The organism is Streptomyces hazeniae, from assembly GCF_031845485.1.
GTDB lineage: Bacteria > Actinomycetota > Actinomycetes > Streptomycetales > Streptomycetaceae > Streptomyces > Streptomyces hazeniae.
In genome coordinates this window covers 105,191-120,991 of sequence record NZ_JAVREQ010000013.1, presented here as the reverse complement: position 1 = coordinate 120,991, position 15,801 = coordinate 105,191, and the positions used below count along the sequence as shown (strand labels likewise).

Genomic DNA, 15,801 nt, shown 5'->3' with positions numbered 1-15,801 from the left:
GGCCCCCCGCACGCGTAGCGCCCCCGTGCCGCGTCCCTCCCCGAACCCGTAGAGGCTAGGGTCGTGCCATGACGAAGTGGGAATACGCGACCGTGCCGCTCCTCGTGCACGCGACGAAGCAGATCCTGGACACCTGGGGCGAGGACGGCTGGGAGCTCGTCCAGGTGGTGCCCGGCCCGAACGCCGAGCAGCTGGTGGCCTACCTCAAGCGGGAGAAGGCGTGACCGCGGGCGGCACCGTCGAGGCGCGGATCGCCGAACTCGGCCTGACGCTGCCGGAGGTCGCCGCCCCGGCGGGCGCGTACGTGCCGGCGGTGCGGACCGGGTCGTACGTGTACACGGCCGGCCAGGTGCCGTTCGTGGACGGCAAGCTGCCCGCCGCCGGCAAGGTCGGCGCCGAGGTGAGCGCGGAGCAGGCGAAGGAACTGGCCGGGGTGTGCGCACTCAACGCGCTGGCCGCGGTCAAGTCGGTGGTCGGCGACCTGGACCGCATCGCGCGCGTCGTGAAGGTCGTCGGGTTCGTGGCCTCCGCGCCGGACTTCACCGGGCAGCCCGGTGTGATCAACGGAGCCAGCGAATTGCTGGGCGAGGTCCTCGGTGACAAGGGCGTCCATGCGCGCAGCGCGGTGGGCGTCGCGGTGCTGCCGCTGGACGCGCCGGTCGAGGTGGAGATCCAGGTCGAGCTGGCGGACTGAACGGCGTGACGGCCGGCTGACGGGCGGTGCGCGCGTCGTCCGGCGGTGCCGCCACCGGGGCGGTGCCGCCACCGGGCGCCCTCGAACATCCGGCCGCCGACCCGTAGCATCCGCCCCATGACCACCAAGAACGGCCAGTGGTACCCGCCGGAGTGGCCGGAGCGCATCCGGGCGCTCGCGGCGGGCGACCTCACGCCCGTCACGCCGCGCCGGGCGGCCACCGTGATGCTCCTGCGGGAGACCCCCGGGGACGGTGCCACGGGCGGGGACGGTGCGGCGGGCGGCTTCGCCGTCCACATGCTGCGCCGCCGCGCGTCCATGGCGTTCGCCGGCGGCGCGTACGCCTACCCCGGCGGGTCCGTCGACCCGCGCGACGAGGCCGAGGACGCGGAGATCGGCTGGGCGGGCCCGGCCCGCTCCGTGTGGGCCGTGCGGTTCGGCACCGACGAGGCGACCGCGCAGGGCATCGTCTGCGCGGCCGTGCGGGAGACGTTCGAGGAGGCGGGCGTCCTGCTCGCCGGCCCGGACGCGGACACCGTCGTCGCCGACACCACGGGCGAGGACTGGGAGGCCGACCGGGCCGCGCTCGTGGCGCGCGACCTGTCGTTCGCGGACTTCCTGGCCCGCCGCGGCCTGCTGCTGCGCAGCGACCTGCTGGGCGCGTTCGCCCGCTGGGTCACCCCGGAGTTCGAGGCACGGCGCTACGACACCTGGTTCTTCGTCGCCGTCCTCCCCGAGGGGCAGCGCACCCGCAACGCCTCCTCGGAGGCCGACCGCACGGAGTGGATCCGCCCCGCGGACGCCTCCGCCGGCTACGACCGCGGCGACCTGCTGATGATGCCGCCCACCATCGCCACCCTGCGGCAGCTTCAGGAGTACGGCTCTCCCGCCGCGGCGCTCGCCGGCTCCGCGGAACGCGACCTGGACCCGGTCCTGGCTCAGGCCCGGCTGGACGAGCAGGGACGCATCGAACTGAGCTGGCCGGGCCACGACGAGTTCACCAAGCGGGTGGCGCCGTGACCGACCCCGCCGCTCTCCCCGGACGTCCGCTCGGCGGCCCGATCGACGGCTCGGGCTCCCCGCGCGCGCGGTGCGTGCTGGCGCCGAACCCGTCGCCGATGACCCTGGACGGCACCAACACCTGGATCGTCGGCGAGCAGGACTCCGACCTGGCGGTGGTGATCGACCCCGGCCCGCTCGACGAGGGCCACCTGCGGAACGTGATCACGACGGCGGAGCGGGCCGGCAAGCGCGTCGCCCTCACCCTGCTCACCCACGGCCATCCGGACCACGCGGAGGGCGCGGCCCGCTTCGCGGAGCTGACCGGCACGCCGGTGCGCGCGCTGGACCCGGCGCTGCGGCTCGGCGACGAGGGCCTGGCGGCGGGCGACGTGATCACGACCGGCGGGCTGGAGCTGCGGGTGGTGGCGACCCCCGGGCACACCGCGGACTCGCTCTCCTTCCACCTGCCGGCCGACCGTGCGGTCCTGACCGGCGACACCCTGCTGGGCCGCGGCACCACCATGGTGGCGCACCCGGACGGCAGGCTCGGCGACTACCTGGACTCGCTGCGCCGGCTGCGGTCGCTCACCGTGGACGACGGGGTCGCGACCGTGCTGCCGGGGCACGGGCCGGTGCTGGAGGACGCGCAGGGCGCCGTCGAGTTCTACCTCGCGCACCGCGCGAACCGGCTCGCCCAGGTGGAGACGGCCGTGGAGTCCGGACACCGCACGGCGCTCGGGGCACGGGGCGCGAGGGCCTCGGGAGGCCGCCGGTGTCAGCGGCTGCGCTTGGCCAGCCGCTCGATGTCCAGCAGGATCACCGCTCGGGCCTCCAGACGCAGCCAGCCGCGGCCGGCGAAGTCCGCCAGCGCCTTGTTGACCGTCTCCCGGGAGGCGCCGACGAGCTGGGCCAGCTCCTCCTGCGTGAGGTCGTGCACCACGTGGATGCCCTCCTCGGACTGCACGCCGAAGCGGCGCGACAGGTCCAGGAGCTGCTTGGCGACACGGCCCGGCACGTCGGAGAAGACGAGGTCGGACATCGAGTCGTTGGTGCGGCGCAGCCGCCGGGCGATGGCCCGCAGCAGCGCGGAGGCCACCTCGGGGCGCACGTTCAGCCAGGGCTGGAGGTCGTTGTGGCCCAGGCCCAGCAGCTTGACCTCGGTCAGCGCCGAGGCGGTTGCCGTACGGGGGCCGGGGTCGAAGAGGGACAGCTCTCCGATGAGCTCGCCGGGGCCCAGGACGGCCAGCATGTTCTCCCGCCCGTCCGGTGAGGTCCGGTGCAGCTTCACCTTCCCCTCGGTGACCACGTAGAGCCGGTCGCCGGGGTCCCCTTCGTGGAAGAGTGCTTCGCCGCGGGCGAGCGTCGTCTCGGTCATGGAGGCGCGCAGCTCGGCGGATTGCTCCTCATCGAGCGCCGCGAAGAGCGGGGCGCGCCGCAGAACGTCGTCCACGAGTTCTCTCCTTGTCGACCTGCCCATGGGGATTGTGGCCCCATGATGCCGGACGGTAAAGCGGTGCGATCAGTCACAAGTTTGACGTACGTACCCGCCCACCCCTACGGCAGGGGGCCGATTGAGCCGCGAATTGCGCTCGTGCGGGGCGAATGTCAGTCGCCCCCTTTAGTCTGGCCGGGTGGCTGATACCCCGGTCGAACGCGCAGGAAGGGGGCCGGGCGGGTGACGGAGGCGGACGATTCCGCTCTGGGCGAACAGGCATCCGGGCAGCACACTGGGGCGACGGAGGGTACACGCTCGGTGAGATCGACGAAGAAGAGCGCAGCGAAGGACACGGCGGCCGGCGCGGCCGGGAGAGGCTCCGGAAGGGAGCCCGCAGCCGTGAAGAAGGCCGAGGAGAAGACCGCACGGAAGACCGCGGAGCGGGCCGCGCCGCGGCAGACGGCGGTACGGAGAGCGGCGGCGCGGAAGCCGGAGTCGCACCTCGCCATGGTGCGGCGTGCCCGGCGCATCAACCGCGAGCTGGCCGAGGTCTACTCCTACGCCCACCCCGAGCTCGACTTCGAGAACCCCTTCCAGCTGCTCGTCGCCACCGTCCTCTCCGCCCAGACGACCGACCTGCGGGTCAACCAGACGACGCCCGCGCTGTTCGCCGCCTACCCGACACCGGAGGACATGGCCGCCGCCGACCCGGAGAAGCTGGAGGAGCTGCTGCGCCCGACCGGGTTCTTCCGCGCCAAGGCGCGCTCGGTGCTGGGCCTGTCGGCGGCGCTGCGGGACCGCTTCGGCGGCGAGGTGCCGGGCACGATGAAGGACCTGGTCACCCTGCCCGGCGTGGGCCGCAAGACGGCGAACGTCGTACTCGGCAACGCGTTCGGTGTGCCGGGCCTGACCGTCGACACCCACTTCGGCCGCCTCGTGCGCCGCTTCGGCTGGACCGAGCAGACCGACCCGGACAAGGTCGAGAAGGAGATCGCGGAGATCTTCCCGAAGAGCGAATGGACGATGCTCTCGCACCGCCTGATCTTCCACGGCCGCCGCGTCTGCCATTCCCGCAAGCCGGCCTGCGGCGCCTGCCCCGTCGCCCCGCTCTGCCCGGCGTACGGCGAGGGCGAGACCGACCCGGACAAGGCCCGGAAGCTGCTCAAGTACGAGATGGGCGGCAAGCCGGGCCAGCGCCTGAAGCCCCCGGCCGACTACCCGGGCGAGCCCGCGCCCCCGCTGGGGGCTCGGTGACCCGCCCCTCCCCCGGCCCCCGCCCGGGGGCCGAGGCGTCCGCGCACGGCCGGAACGGCACCGTGCCCCTCGACGTCGAGATCCGCCCCGACGGCCTGCCCGAGTGGCTGACGCCCGTGCTGCGGGCCGTCTCCACCGTCCGTCCGGAGCAGCTGAGCCGCTTCCTGCCGCCCGAAGGCGGCGGGCGGCCGTCCGCCGTGCTGATCCTCTTCGGCGAGGGCGCGCACGGACCCGAGCTGCTGCTGATGGAACGGTCCTCGAGCCTGCGTGCCCACGCCGGCCAGCCGTCGTTCCCCGGCGGCGGACTCGACCCCGAGGACGGCGACCCGGACGGCGACGGCCCGCTGTACGCGGCGCTGCGCGAGGCCGAGGAGGAGACCGGGCTCGACCCGTCGGGCGTGCAGATCTTCGCCACGCTGCCCGCGCTCTACATCCCGGTCAGCGGCTTCGTCGTCACGCCCGTCCTCGGCTGGTGGCACCGGCCGACGCCCGTCTCGCCGGTCGACCCGGCGGAGACCGCCCGGGTGTTCACCGTGCCCGTCTCCGAACTCGCCGACCCGGCCAACCGCGTCACCGTCGTCCACCCCCGCGGCTACCGCGGGCCCGCATTCGCCGTCGACTCGGCGCTGGTGTGGGGCTTCACGGCCGGACTCATCGACCGCATCCTGCACTTCGCGGGCTGGGAGCAGCCGTGGGACCGGGAAAACCTCGTCCCGCTCGATTGGCAGGCATGAGACGGTGACGCGGTGAACGTGCTGGACATACTGCTCGTGCTCGCGGCCCTGTGGTTCGCCTTCGTCGGCTACCGGCAGGGCTTCGTCGTCGGCGTCCTGTCCGTGATCGGCTTCCTCGGGGGCGGGCTCACGGCGATCCTGGTGCTGCCCCCGCTGTGGAGCGAACTGACCGACGACGCGCCCCCGGGCACGCTCGGCGCGGTGGCGGCCGTCGTCGTCGTCATCGTGTGCGCCTCCGTGGGCCAGGCGTTCACCACGCACCTCGGCAACAGACTGCGGCGGTACATCACCTGGTCCCCCGCCCGGGTGCTGGACGCCACGGGCGGCGCGCTGGTCAACGTGCTGGCCATGCTGCTGGTCGCGTGGCTCATCGGCTCCGCACTGGCCGGCACCGCACTGCCCACCGTCGGCAAGGAGGTGCGCAGCTCGCGCGTACTGCTCGGCGTCTCCCAGGTCGTCCCCGAGGACGCCAACAACTGGTTCGCCGACTTCTCCTCCGTCCTCGCGCAGAACGGCCTCCCGCAGGTCTTCTCCCCCTTCTCCAACGAGCCCATCGCCGAGGTCCCGCCGCCCGACCCCGCCCTGGCGAACAGCCCGGTCGTCGCCCGCGCCAAGGAGTCCATCGTCAAGGTCGTCGGCACGGCCACCAGCTGCGACAAGGTCCTCGAGGGCACCGGCTTCGTCTTCGACGACCAGCGGGTGATGACCAACGCGCACGTCGTCGGCGGCGTCGACGAACCCACCGTGCAGATCGGCGGCGAGGGCCGCCTCTACGACGCCACCGTGGTCCTCTACGACTGGGAGCGCGACGTCGCCGTGCTCGACGTGCCCGGCCTGGACGCCCCCGCCCTGGAGTTCGCCGACGGCGACGCGGGGAGCGGCGACGGCGCGATCGTGGCCGGCTTCCCGGAGAACGGCGCGTTCGACGTACGGTCCGCCCGCGTCCGCGGCACGCTGCGGGCCAACGGCCCGGACATCTACCACCGCGGCACCGTCCGCCGCGAGGTCTACTCGCTCTACACGATGATCCGCCAGGGCAACTCCGGCGGCCCGCTGCTGACCCCGCAGGGCGAGGTCTACGGCGTGGTGTTCGCCAAGTCGCTGGAGAACGACCGCACGGGCTACGCCCTCACCGCCGACGAGGTCCTCCCCGACATCAAGGCCGGCAGCACGGACAACCTCGGCCCCGTCGACAGCCAGAGCTGCGCCCTCTGACAGCGCCCGGCCGTCCCCTCCCGGCCGTTCTCGGCGGTCGTCTACGCTGCCCCTTATGGCTTCCAAGCGCGCGGGTGGGCTGTCCATGCCCCAACAGGTCGCGAGATTCATCGGCGTCAGCGTCCTCGCGGGCGCCGTCACGGCCGGCATCGCCCTCCCCGGCTTCGGGCTGATGGGCCTGGCCGCGAAGGGATCCGTCGAGGGCTTCGACGAGCTCCCCGCCAAGCTGAAGCGCCCGCCGCTGAGCCAGCGCACCACCATCCTCGACAACGAGGGCGGTGAGATCGCCAAGGTCTACTCGCGCGACCGCACCGTCGTCGACATCGCGCAGATGTCGCCGTACGTGAAGCAGGCCATCGTCGCCATCGAGGACTCCCGGTTCTACGAACACGGCGCCGTCGACCTCAAGGGCGTGCTCCGGGCACTCAACGAGAACGCCCAGTCCGGCCAGATCAGCCAGGGCGCCTCCACGCTGACGCAGCAGTACGTGAAGAACGTCTTCGTCGAGGCCGCGAAGGACGACCCCGAAGCCGTCGCAGAGGCCCAGCAGCAGACCATCGGCCGCAAGATCCGCGAGCTGAAGTACGCGATCCAGATCGAGGAGGAGCTCACCAAGAAGCAGATCCTCGAGAACTACCTCAACATCACCTATTTCGGGCAGGGCGCGTACGGTGTCGAGGCCGCCGCCCAGCGGTTCTTCTCCAAGCCCGCGAAGGACCTCGAACTCCACGAGAGCGCCCTGCTCGCCGGCCTCGTCCAGTCGCCCAGCTACTACGACCCGACGATCAACCCGGACCGCGCGAAGCAGCGCCGCAACGCCGTCCTGTCCCGCATGGCCGGCAGTCGCGACGTCACCCGCGAGGAGGCGAAGGCCGCCGCGGCGCAGGACCTCGGCCTGGACGTCAGCCAGCCCCAGCAAGGCTGCATCACCGCCGTCAACGGCGCCGGCTTCTTCTGCGACTACGTGAAGGAGGTCTTCCTCGCCAGCCCGGCGTTCGGGAAGACCGCCCAGGACCGGCGTGACCGGTGGAATCGCGGCGGCCTCACGATCAAGACCACGCTCGACCCCCAGGCCCAGACCTCGGCGCAGGAATCCGTCACCTCCCGCGTCGACCAGTCGGACAGCGTCGCCTCCGCGATGACCGTCGTCGAGCCCGGAACCGGACGCATCCTGAGCATGGCCCAGTCACGCCCGTACGGCACACGACCGGCGGAGAACGAAACGACGCTCAACCTCTCCGTGGACCACGACATGGGCGGCCCGCAGAACGGTTACCAAGTCGGCTCGACGTTCAAGGCCTTCACGGCGGCCGCCGCCCTGGAGAAGGGCATCAGCCCCGCGCAGACCTTCACCACCGGCAGCAAGCTGAAGATCGACAAGAGCAGGTTCACGGACTGCAACGGAGCGCCTGGGGCCGGGCCGTGGTCCCTGCAGAACGAGCTGGACAGCGAAAAGGGCACCTGGGACATGAGCTCGGCCCTGGCCAAGTCGATCAACACGTATTTCGTGCTGCTGGAGGAGAAAGCCGGCGTCTGCGCGGCGAAGAAGACGGCTGAGCGGGCGGGCTTCCACCGCGCGGACGGAAACCCGACGCAAGAGGTCCCCTCCCTCACCCTGGGCACGCAAGGCGCCTCCCCCTTGACGATGGCCACCGCCTACGCCACCTTCGCCAACCGCGGCGTGCACTGCACACCGATCGCGCTCGAGGCCGTCACGGACGACAAGGGGCGGAAGCTCGGCGTGCCGGAGTCCACGTGTTCCCGCGCGATGCCGGAGAAGATCGCGGACACCCTCAACGAGATGCTGACCGGCGTGGTGACGAGCGGTACCGCCCCCTCCGCCAAACTGGCCGACCGGGACAACGCCGGGAAGACCGGCACGACCGACGGCATGAAGAGTGCCTGGTTCGTCGGCTACACCCCGGAGGCGTCCGGTGCCGTCTGGGTCGGCGACGTCAACCACCAGGTCGAGATGTACGGCATCACGGTGGGCGGCCAGTACTACCCGAAGGTCTGCGGCGGGTGCCTTCCCGCACCCATCTGGAAGGGCGGGATCGCGGGTGCCCTGGAGGGCGCTCCCGCGACGCCGTTCCAGGACGTGGACGTGCCGCGCGCCGAGCAGAAGAAGCCCGAGGACGACCGGGACGAGGATCGCGACGACGAGGACCGGCCCGGCGACGGCGGCGGGAACCCGTTCCCGGACTTCACCATCCCGCCGGACCTCATCGGCGGCAACGACAACGGCGGCGGCTGGGGCCGCGGCCGGGACTGACCGGACACGCGCGAGGGGGCGCTCCCGTCGGGAGCGCCCCCTCGGCGGTTCGTCCTCGCGTGCTTCAGCCTGCGAGCAGCCTCTTCACCATGCCGGCGACGCGACCGCCCTCGGCCCGCCCGGCGACCTTCGGGTTCACGATCTTCATCACGGCGCCCATCGCCTTCGGCCCCTCGGCGCCCTGCCCCTTCGCCTCGGCCACGGACTCGGCGACGATCTGCTCCAGCTCGTCGTCCGACAGCTGCTTCGGCAGGTAGTCCGCGAGCACCTCGCCCTCCGCGCGCTCGCGCTCGGCCGAGGCCGCGCGGCCGCCCTTCTCGAACGCCTCGGCGGCCTCGCGCCGCTTCTTCGCCTCGCGGGTGATCACCTTCTGCACCTCGTCGTCGGAGAGCGCACGGGACTCGGTGCCCGCCACCTCCTCCTTGGTGATCGCGGTGAGGGTCATCCGGAGCGTGGCGGAGCGCAACTCGTCGCGCGCCTTGATCGCTGCGGTCAGGTCGTCCTGCAGCCGGGACTTGAGCGTGGTCATGGCACAGGAGTCTGCCAGCCCCACCCGCCGGCCGCCCACCGCATTCCCGGGCGAGCGGCGGCCCGGCCCCCGTCCGCGGCCGTGCACGGAGCGTGCCGCGTCTGCGACCATGGTCGGATGCGCGCGCGATACGGAATCCCCCTCAAAGCGACGGCCGGGGTGCTGGCTGCCGGCACGGCCGCCCTGACGTACGCGGTGGCGGTCGAGCCGCGCGCGTTCCGGCTCCGCCGCGTGACCGTGCCCGTCCTGCCGGCGGGAGCGCCCCCGCTCCGCCTCCTCCAGATCTCCGACATCCACATGGTGTGCGGGCAGCGCAAGAAGCAGCAGTGGCTCCGCTCGCTGGCCGGGCTGCGTCCGGACTTCGTGATCAACACCGGCGACAACCTCTCCGACACCGAGGCCGTCCCCGAAGTCCTGGACTCGCTCGGCCCGCTGATGGACTTCCCCGGCGCGTACGTCTTCGGCTCCAACGACTACTACGGGCCCCGCTTCCGCAACCCGGCCCGCTACCTCGTCGAGAAGGCGCAGGGCCGGCACGGTCTCAACGGCAACGCTCCCGTGAAGGACGCCGTCCACAACCCGTGGGAGGACCTGCGGGACGGCTTCGACTCCGCGGGCTGGGTGGAGCTGACCAACGCCCGCGGCCGCCTCAAGCTGGCCACCGGCCAGGAGGTCGCCCTCACCGGTCTGGACGACCCGCACATCAAGCGCGACCGCTACAGCCAGGTCGCCGGCGGCTCGGACGAGGGCGCCGACCTCTCCCTCGCCGTCGTCCACGCCCCCTACCTGCGGGTCCTGGACGCCTTCACGGCCGACCGGTACCCGCTGATCCTCGCCGGCCACACGCACGGCGGCCAGCTCTGCGTCCCCTTCTACGGCGCCCTGGTCACCAACTGCGACATCGACACCGACCGGGTCAAGGGCCTCTCCACCCACCGCGCCGGGGGCCGCACCTCGTACCTGCACGTCTCAGCGGGCTGCGGCGCCAACCGGTACACGCCGATCCGTTTCGCCTGCCCCCCGGAGGCCACGCTGCTCACCCTCGCCCCGGCCTCCTGACCAGCCCGGAACGGCCCCGCCGCCCCCGCAGAAACCGGATTTCGCGTCCGGGCGGACCTGGGCTAGAGTAGTCCCCGTTGCTTCGGGGTGTGGCGCAGCTTGGCAGCGCGCTTCGTTCGGGACGAAGAGGTCGTGGGTTCAAATCCCGCCACCCCGACTGGAGAACACCGCAAAGGGCCCGTACTCGGCTGAGTACGGGCCCTTCGGCATGTCCTCTCATGGGTCGCCGGTCAGGCCAGGAGGGATGCGCGTCGCCCGGGTGGCGCGCAGGGGATGCGGTGCAGGGGCGGTCTGCCTAGGTTGATCACGCCCAGGGGGGTTCCCGGCCGTCTCCGGCCGACGACGAGAGGACAGGTCATGGCCCCCACGAAGCGTGCGCTGACGAGAGGCGCCGTGGTCGTCGCCGCCGCGCTGCTGATGGCGCCGGTCACCGCCGGATCCGCTGCCGCAGGCGGGTCAGCGGCGGACGGCGGCGGCTCCCGCCACGTGTCGCTGCTCGGCAAGTGGAGCGGGTTCCGGGAGCGGATCGCCGACGTCGAGGGCTACCGCAACGGGCCCGTCACGCTCACCGTGCGGGAGCAGCAGGGCAAGACGTTCCGCGGGGTGATGCGCTGGTCCACCCCGGACGGCCCGCGCCAGGACCGGCTGGTCGGCGCGTTCACGCCGGGCGCCGAGCTGATGGCCGGCGCGGACGCCGAGGGCACGTACAGCTTCGAACTGCTCGACCGGAACACGCTCGACTACTGCTACACCGAGAGCGGTGAGGGCTTCCGCACCACCTGCGGCCGCCTCCACCGCAACCGCTGACGCACCTGCGTCCCTGCGGGTCCCGCCCGGCCCCCGGCTCGGGCGGGACGTCACCGTCGTACCGGAAAGGCGGCCCCGCGCGGGTCAGTTCGCGCGGTCGGGGTGGGTGCTGCGTTCGCGGAGGCGCTTGACGACGAAGACGACGACGGCCAGGACGACCAGGCCGAGGACGACCTTGGAGAGGATCCCCGCGTACTGCTCGACCAGGTGCCACTGGTCGCCGAGCAGGTAGCCGGCGAGTATCAGCACGGTGTTCCAGATGGCGCTGCCCAGCGTGGTGAGGCCGAGGAACACCAGCAGGGGCATCCGTTCGACGCCGGCCGGGACGGAGATGAGGCTGCGGAAGATGGGCACCATGCGGCCGAAGAAGACGGCCTTGGTTCCGTGCTTTTCGAACCACTCCTCGGTGCGCGTCAGGTCGGACGCCTTGACGAGCGGCATCCGGGCCCAGATGCGGCGCACGCGGTCGCGCCCGAGGAGCGCGCCGATCCAGTAGAGGGCGGCGGCGCCGACGACGGAGCCCAGGGTGGTCCAGAAGATCGCGAGGGGGAGGCTGAGTACGCCCTGCGCGGCGGCGAAGCCGGTGAGGGGGAGGATGACCTCGCTGGGGAGCGGCGGGAAGAGGTTTTCCAGGGCGATGGCCAGTCCCGCCCCGGGTCCGCCGAGGGTGTCGACGAGGCTGGTGGCCCATCCTGCGATGCCGCCGGGGGACTGGTCGGACGCGGAGAGGAGGACGGTCGTCACGGGGCACCTCGGGGTCGGTGGACGCGGCGGGCGGTCGTACGGCTACCCCCCGACCCTAAGGAGTGGTGCGCGGTTGCCGTACACCCGGTCTCCTCCGATTCCGGGAACGGGAGGTCGTACGGCCGCATCAGCCGATCGGTCGATGCCGCTTCGGGCGGAACGGGCGATGTGCGCGGGGGCGGCTCGACGCGATCCTGACGGGCATGGGGATCATCGAAGTGCAGGATGTCGCGAAGTCCTACGGGGGACGCCGCGTGGTCGACGGGGTGACTTTCACCGTCGAGGAGGGCGAGATCTTCGGCGTCCTCGGCCCGAACGGCGCCGGGAAGACGACGACGGTCGAGTGCGTGGAGGGGCTGCGCGTTCCGGACGCGGGAAGGGTGCGGGTGGCGGGGCTCGACCCGGTGGCGGACCACGACCGGGTGACGCGCCTTCTCGGGGCGCAGCTCCAGGAGAGCGAGCTTCAGCCGAAGCTCACGGTGCGGGAGGCGCTGGAGCTGTACGCGGCGTTCCACGCCCGCCCGGCGGACCCGCTGGCACTGGCCGAACGCCTGGGCCTGGAGGAGAAGCTGGGCACCCGTTTCGCCCAGCTGAGCGGTGGTCAGAAGCAGCGGCTGTTCATCGCCCTCGCGCTGATCGGCAACCCTCGGGTCGTGGTGCTGGACGAGTTGACCACCGGGCTGGACCCGCGCGCCCGCCGGGACACCTGGCAGCTGATCGAGGAGGTGCGGGCGTCGGGGGTGACGGTGCTGCTGGTCACGCACTTCATGGAGGAGGCGCAGCGCCTGTGCGACAGGGTGGCGGTCATCGACCGCGGACGACTCGCCGCGCTGGACACCCCGGGCGGGCTGATCAGCCGGGCGGCCGCGTCGACGGTCATCGCGTTCACGCCCTCACGCCCGCTGGAGGACGGTGAACTGTCCACACTCCCCGACGCCGGCCCGGTGCGTGTCACGGCGGGCCGGGTCGAACTGACGGGCAGCGACGAGACGGTGAACGCCGTCGTCTCGCTGCTGGCCCGGCACGGCATCACGGCACGGCACCTGCGGGTCACGGACGGCACGCTGGACGACGCCTTCCTCGACCTGACCAGGGCCGACGCGACCGGCTCGACCGGCTCCACGAGCAGCACGAGCGACACCGACCGCACCAGCCACACGAGCCGCACGGAGGCGCGAGGATGACCACGACGACCGCACCCGACACCGCGCCGCCGGCTGCGCAGGCGGCCCGGGCCGTCCTGCGCGCGGAGGCGCGGCTGTTCCGCCGCGAGCCGGGCGCACTGTTCTGGATCGTGGCCTTCCCGTCCCTGCTGGTCACCGTCCTCGGCCTGATCCCGGGCTTCCGGGAACCGGACGCGTCGCTCGGCGGGCTGCGCGTCATCGACCTGTACGTGCCGGTGGCGGTGCTGCTGTCGATCGTGGTGGCCGGCGTGCAGACGCTGCCGGCGGTGCTCACCGGCTACCGCGAACGGGGCATCCTGCGGCGGCTGTCGGTCACTCCGGTCGACCCGAAGGCGCTGATCGGCGCCCAACTGGTCCTGCACGGGGTGGCGGTGCTGGCGGCCATCGTGCTGGCTCTGGCGGTCGGCCGGATCGCCTTCGGGGTTCCGCTGCCCGGGCAGCCGTTCGGGTATGCGCTCGCCGTCGTGCTCACCGCGCTCGCCGGCACGGCATCGGGCGGCACCATCGCCGCGCTCTCGCGCACCTCGAAGGCCGCGCAGACGATCGGCACGGTGGCGTTCTTTCCGGCGATGTTCTCCGCCGGGGTCTACCTTCCGGTGCAGACCATGCCGGACACGTTGCGCCAGGTCGTGGAACTGACGCCGTTCGGTGCGGCGTCCCAGGCGCTGCACGACACCGCGGGCGGGGGCTGGCCGCAGTGGTGGCAGCTGCTGGTGATCGCTCTGTGGGCGGGAGTTCTCTGGGCGGCCGCGGTCCGCTGGTTCCGCTGGGAGTGACGCGCGAGCGGAGTGACGCGCGAGCGGAGTGACGCGGGAACGGGAGGCGGGCATGCTGGGCGTCATGGCCACGGAAGCAGCGGGGGAGAGCACCGAGGGGGCGCGGCGGGCCGCCCCCGACCTCCCGGTCCTCGCCACGGGCGAGGGCTGGGAGACGTTCTACCGCTGGGGCCCGTACGGCCTGCTGGGGCTGGCCGCGGTGCTGTCTGCGGCGACCGCGACCGTGTTCCTGGCGCCCGCCGAACGGTGGGCGGGCGGTGCGCTGCTGGTGGCCGCGCTGGCCCTGGAACTGTCCTGGTCGCGGTACGGGCGGCAGCCGGTCTCGGCGGCGAGCTGCGGCTACTACGCCGTACGCACCGTGCTGGGGTTCGCGATGAGCTGGCTGAACCCGTTCGCCGCGATCTACGCCCTGATCGGCTACTTCGACGCCCCGAAGCTGCTGCCGCCGCGCTGGGTGCGGCCGGGCCTCTTCGCCACGGCCGTGACGATGGCCGGGTCGCAGTCCGGCGGACTGCCGCCGGGATCGGCCACGCAGTGGGGGGTGTTCGGCGCGCTGTACCTGCTGAATGCCGGGCTCGGCGTCGTCTTCGGCCACCTCGGCGAGAAGGAGGCCGAGGAGGCGGCGGCCAAGGCCGCCACCATCGCCGAACTGGAACGCACCAACGCCCGCCTGGAGCAGGCCCTGCGGGAGAACGCGGGCCTGCACGCCCAGCTCCTCGTGCAGGCCCGCGAGGCCGGTGTCGGCGACGAACGGCGCCGGCTGGCGGCCGAGATCCACGACACCCTCGCCCAGGGCCTGACCGGCATCGTCACCCAGCTGCAGGTCGTCCGGGACGCCGACGATCCCGCCGTACGCCGTGCACACCTGGATCGCGCGCAGGCGCTGGCCCGGCACAGCCTCGGCGAGGCCCGCCGGTCGGTGCACGACCTGGCGCCGAGTGCGCTGGCGCAGGACGCGCTGCCCGCCGCGCTGGAGAAGGCGGTGGCCGGGTGGGGCGTGCAGGCCGGGGTGCGGGCGGAGTTCACGCTGACCGGGGCGGCGGAGAAGCTGCACGACGAGATCGAGGCGAGCCTGCTGCGCATCGCGCAGGAGAGCCTGGCCAACACCGCCCGGCACGCCGGGGCGTCCCGCGTCGGGGTGACGCTGTCCTTCATGGACGGCGAGGTCGTCCTGGACGTACGGGACGACGGCTGCGGTTTCGATCCGGCGGCCGTGCCGCCGCGCACCCGGTCCGGCGGGTTCGGGCTGGCCGGCATGCGGGCCCGCGCGGAACGTCTGGCCGGGCGCGTGGACGTCGAGTCGGAGCCGGGCCAGGGCACGGCGGTGTCGGCCCGCGTACCGTTGGTGCGCCATGACTGAGCGCCCGATCACGCTGCTTCTCGTCGACGACCACCCGGTGGTACGGGACGGGCTGCGCGGCATGTTCGAGGCGGCGGCCGGCACCGCAGCGGCGTCCACCGGCACGACCGCAGGCGCAGGCACCGGCACTGCGGCGGGCTTCGAGGTGCTGGGCGAGGCGGCGAGCGGCGAGGAGGCCGTCGAACTGGCCGGCCGCCTGGACCCGGACGTGGTGCTGATGGACCTGCGGATGCCGGGCGGCGGCGGGGTCGCCGCGATCGCCGAGCTGGCCCGGCGCGGCTCTCGCAGCAAGGTCCTGGTGCTCACCACCTACGACACCGACTCCGACACCCTGCCCGCGATCGAGGCGGGCGCCACCGGCTACCTGCTCAAGGACGCGCCGCGCGACGAGCTGTTCACGGCCGTACGCGCCGCCGCGGCGGGCCGCACGGTGCTGTCCCCGGCGGTGGCGTCGCGGCTGGTGTCCCGGATGCGGGCGACGCACGGCAGCGGCGGGAACGGCGGGGACCCCGCAGGCACGGGCACGCCGCTCAGCGCCCGGGAGCGCGAGGTCCTGGCGCTGGTCGCGGCGGGCACCGCGAACCGCGAGATCGCACGCCGCCTCTTCATCAGCGAGGCCACGGTGAAGACGCACCTCACCCACCTGTACGCCAAGCTGGGCGTCAACGACCGGGCGGCGGCCGTGGCGGTGGGCTACGAACGCGGCATCCTCGGCGGCGGCTCCCCCGCCCCGTAG

At 72.9% G+C, this 15,801-nt stretch carries 16 protein-coding genes, 1 tRNA gene and 1 pseudogene; 15 read left to right on the top strand and 3 right to left on the bottom strand.

Annotation, left to right across the window (positions count from 1 at the left end; genetic code table 11):
- The first annotated feature begins 68 nt into the window (after positions 1–68).
- The 4 genes and pseudogenes from RM572_RS15995 to RM572_RS15980 all read left to right on the top strand — a co-directional run.
- Entirely contained in the window at positions 69–224 is a 156-nt protein-coding gene (locus RM572_RS15995) for a DUF4177 domain-containing protein (protein WP_106965643.1), read from the top strand.
- Positions 221–694, top strand: a complete 474-nt coding sequence (locus tag RM572_RS15990; RefSeq protein ID WP_311674017.1) for a RidA family protein — start codon at positions 221–223, stop codon at positions 692–694. The genes RM572_RS15995 and RM572_RS15990 overlap by 4 nt, the downstream gene beginning before the upstream one ends.
- 117 nt (positions 695–811) lie before the next feature.
- Positions 812–1,714, top strand: coding sequence for an NUDIX hydrolase (locus RM572_RS15985; RefSeq protein WP_311674016.1), 903 nt, complete (start codon positions 812–814; stop codon positions 1,712–1,714).
- Positions 1,711–2,427: pseudogene (locus tag RM572_RS15980) on the top strand (MBL fold metallo-hydrolase); the annotation flags it as partial. The gene RM572_RS15985 and the pseudogene RM572_RS15980, both read left to right, overlap by 4 nt.
- Before the next feature lie 44 nt (positions 2,428–2,471).
- Here RM572_RS15980 and RM572_RS15975 read toward each other — a convergent pair.
- Complete coding sequence (locus RM572_RS15975; protein WP_027765274.1) at positions 2,472–3,146, bottom strand: Crp/Fnr family transcriptional regulator; 675 nt, start codon at positions 3,144–3,146, stop codon at positions 2,472–2,474.
- A gap of 384 nt (positions 3,147–3,530) precedes the next feature.
- On the opposite strand from RM572_RS15975, the gene nth reads away from it, so the two are divergent.
- The 4 genes from nth (at position 3,531) to RM572_RS15955 (ending at position 8,606) form a co-directional block, all read left to right on the top strand.
- Positions 3,531–4,385 carry an endonuclease III gene (gene nth / locus RM572_RS15970; RefSeq protein WP_311674015.1) on the top strand — a complete coding sequence of 285 codons (855 nt, stop codon included), beginning with the start codon at positions 3,531–3,533 and terminating at the stop codon, positions 4,383–4,385.
- A gap of 62 nt (positions 4,386–4,447) precedes the next feature.
- The gene (locus tag RM572_RS15965) at positions 4,448–5,119 is read left to right on the top strand and encodes an NUDIX hydrolase (RefSeq protein WP_311674061.1); all 672 of its coding nucleotides are present in this window, start codon (positions 4,448–4,450) and stop codon (positions 5,117–5,119) included.
- Positions 5,120–5,131: 12 nt separating this feature from the next.
- Positions 5,132–6,334: a MarP family serine protease gene (locus RM572_RS15960; protein ID WP_311674014.1), complete on the top strand. Its 1,203-nt coding sequence runs from the start codon at positions 5,132–5,134 to the stop codon at positions 6,332–6,334.
- A gap of 55 nt (positions 6,335–6,389) precedes the next feature.
- Complete coding sequence (locus RM572_RS15955) at positions 6,390–8,606, top strand: transglycosylase domain-containing protein (protein WP_311674013.1); 2,217 nt, start codon at positions 6,390–6,392, stop codon at positions 8,604–8,606.
- Positions 8,607–8,670: 64 nt separating this feature from the next.
- On the opposite strand, the gene RM572_RS15950 is transcribed toward RM572_RS15955, so the two are convergent.
- Entirely contained in the window at positions 8,671–9,135 is a 465-nt protein-coding gene (locus RM572_RS15950) for a GatB/YqeY domain-containing protein (protein ID WP_311674012.1), read from the bottom strand.
- A 117-nt stretch (positions 9,136–9,252) separates the two neighbouring features.
- On the opposite strand from RM572_RS15950, the gene RM572_RS15945 reads away from it, so the two are divergent.
- The 3 genes from RM572_RS15945 to RM572_RS15935 all read left to right on the top strand — a co-directional run bounded on the left by RM572_RS15945 (position 9,253) and on the right by RM572_RS15935 (position 11,001).
- Positions 9,253–10,194: a metallophosphoesterase gene (locus tag RM572_RS15945; protein ID WP_311674011.1), complete on the top strand. Its 942-nt coding sequence runs from the start codon at positions 9,253–9,255 to the stop codon at positions 10,192–10,194.
- An 83-nt stretch (positions 10,195–10,277) separates the two neighbouring features.
- Positions 10,278–10,351: transfer RNA gene (locus tag RM572_RS15940), tRNA-Pro, on the top strand.
- A gap of 200 nt (positions 10,352–10,551) precedes the next feature.
- A complete protein-coding gene (locus RM572_RS15935; RefSeq protein ID WP_311674010.1) occupies positions 10,552–11,001 on the top strand; it encodes a hypothetical protein in 450 nt (149 codons plus the stop codon).
- An 84-nt stretch (positions 11,002–11,085) separates the two neighbouring features.
- Here the strand turns inward: RM572_RS15935 and RM572_RS15930 are convergent, their stop codons facing one another.
- Entirely contained in the window at positions 11,086–11,745 is a 660-nt protein-coding gene (locus RM572_RS15930) for a DedA family protein (protein ID WP_311674009.1), read from the bottom strand.
- A 203-nt stretch (positions 11,746–11,948) separates the two neighbouring features.
- On the opposite strand from RM572_RS15930, the gene RM572_RS15925 reads away from it, so the two are divergent.
- The 4 genes from RM572_RS15925 to RM572_RS15910 all read left to right on the top strand — a co-directional run bounded on the left by RM572_RS15925 (position 11,949) and on the right by RM572_RS15910 (position 15,801).
- Positions 11,949–12,929 (top strand): ABC transporter ATP-binding protein, encoded by a 981-nt coding sequence (locus tag RM572_RS15925; protein ID WP_311674007.1) that lies wholly within the window; start codon positions 11,949–11,951, stop codon positions 12,927–12,929.
- Positions 12,926–13,705, top strand: a complete 780-nt coding sequence (locus tag RM572_RS15920) for an ABC transporter permease (RefSeq protein WP_311674005.1) — start codon at positions 12,926–12,928, stop codon at positions 13,703–13,705. Before RM572_RS15925 ends, RM572_RS15920 begins: the two co-directional genes overlap by 4 nt.
- Before the next feature lie 64 nt (positions 13,706–13,769).
- Positions 13,770–15,065 (top strand): sensor histidine kinase, encoded by a 1,296-nt coding sequence (locus tag RM572_RS15915; protein WP_311674004.1) that lies wholly within the window; start codon positions 13,770–13,772, stop codon positions 15,063–15,065.
- The gene (locus tag RM572_RS15910; protein ID WP_311674003.1) at positions 15,058–15,801 is read left to right on the top strand and encodes a response regulator transcription factor; all 744 of its coding nucleotides are present in this window, start codon (positions 15,058–15,060) and stop codon (positions 15,799–15,801) included. Before RM572_RS15915 ends, RM572_RS15910 begins: the two co-directional genes overlap by 8 nt.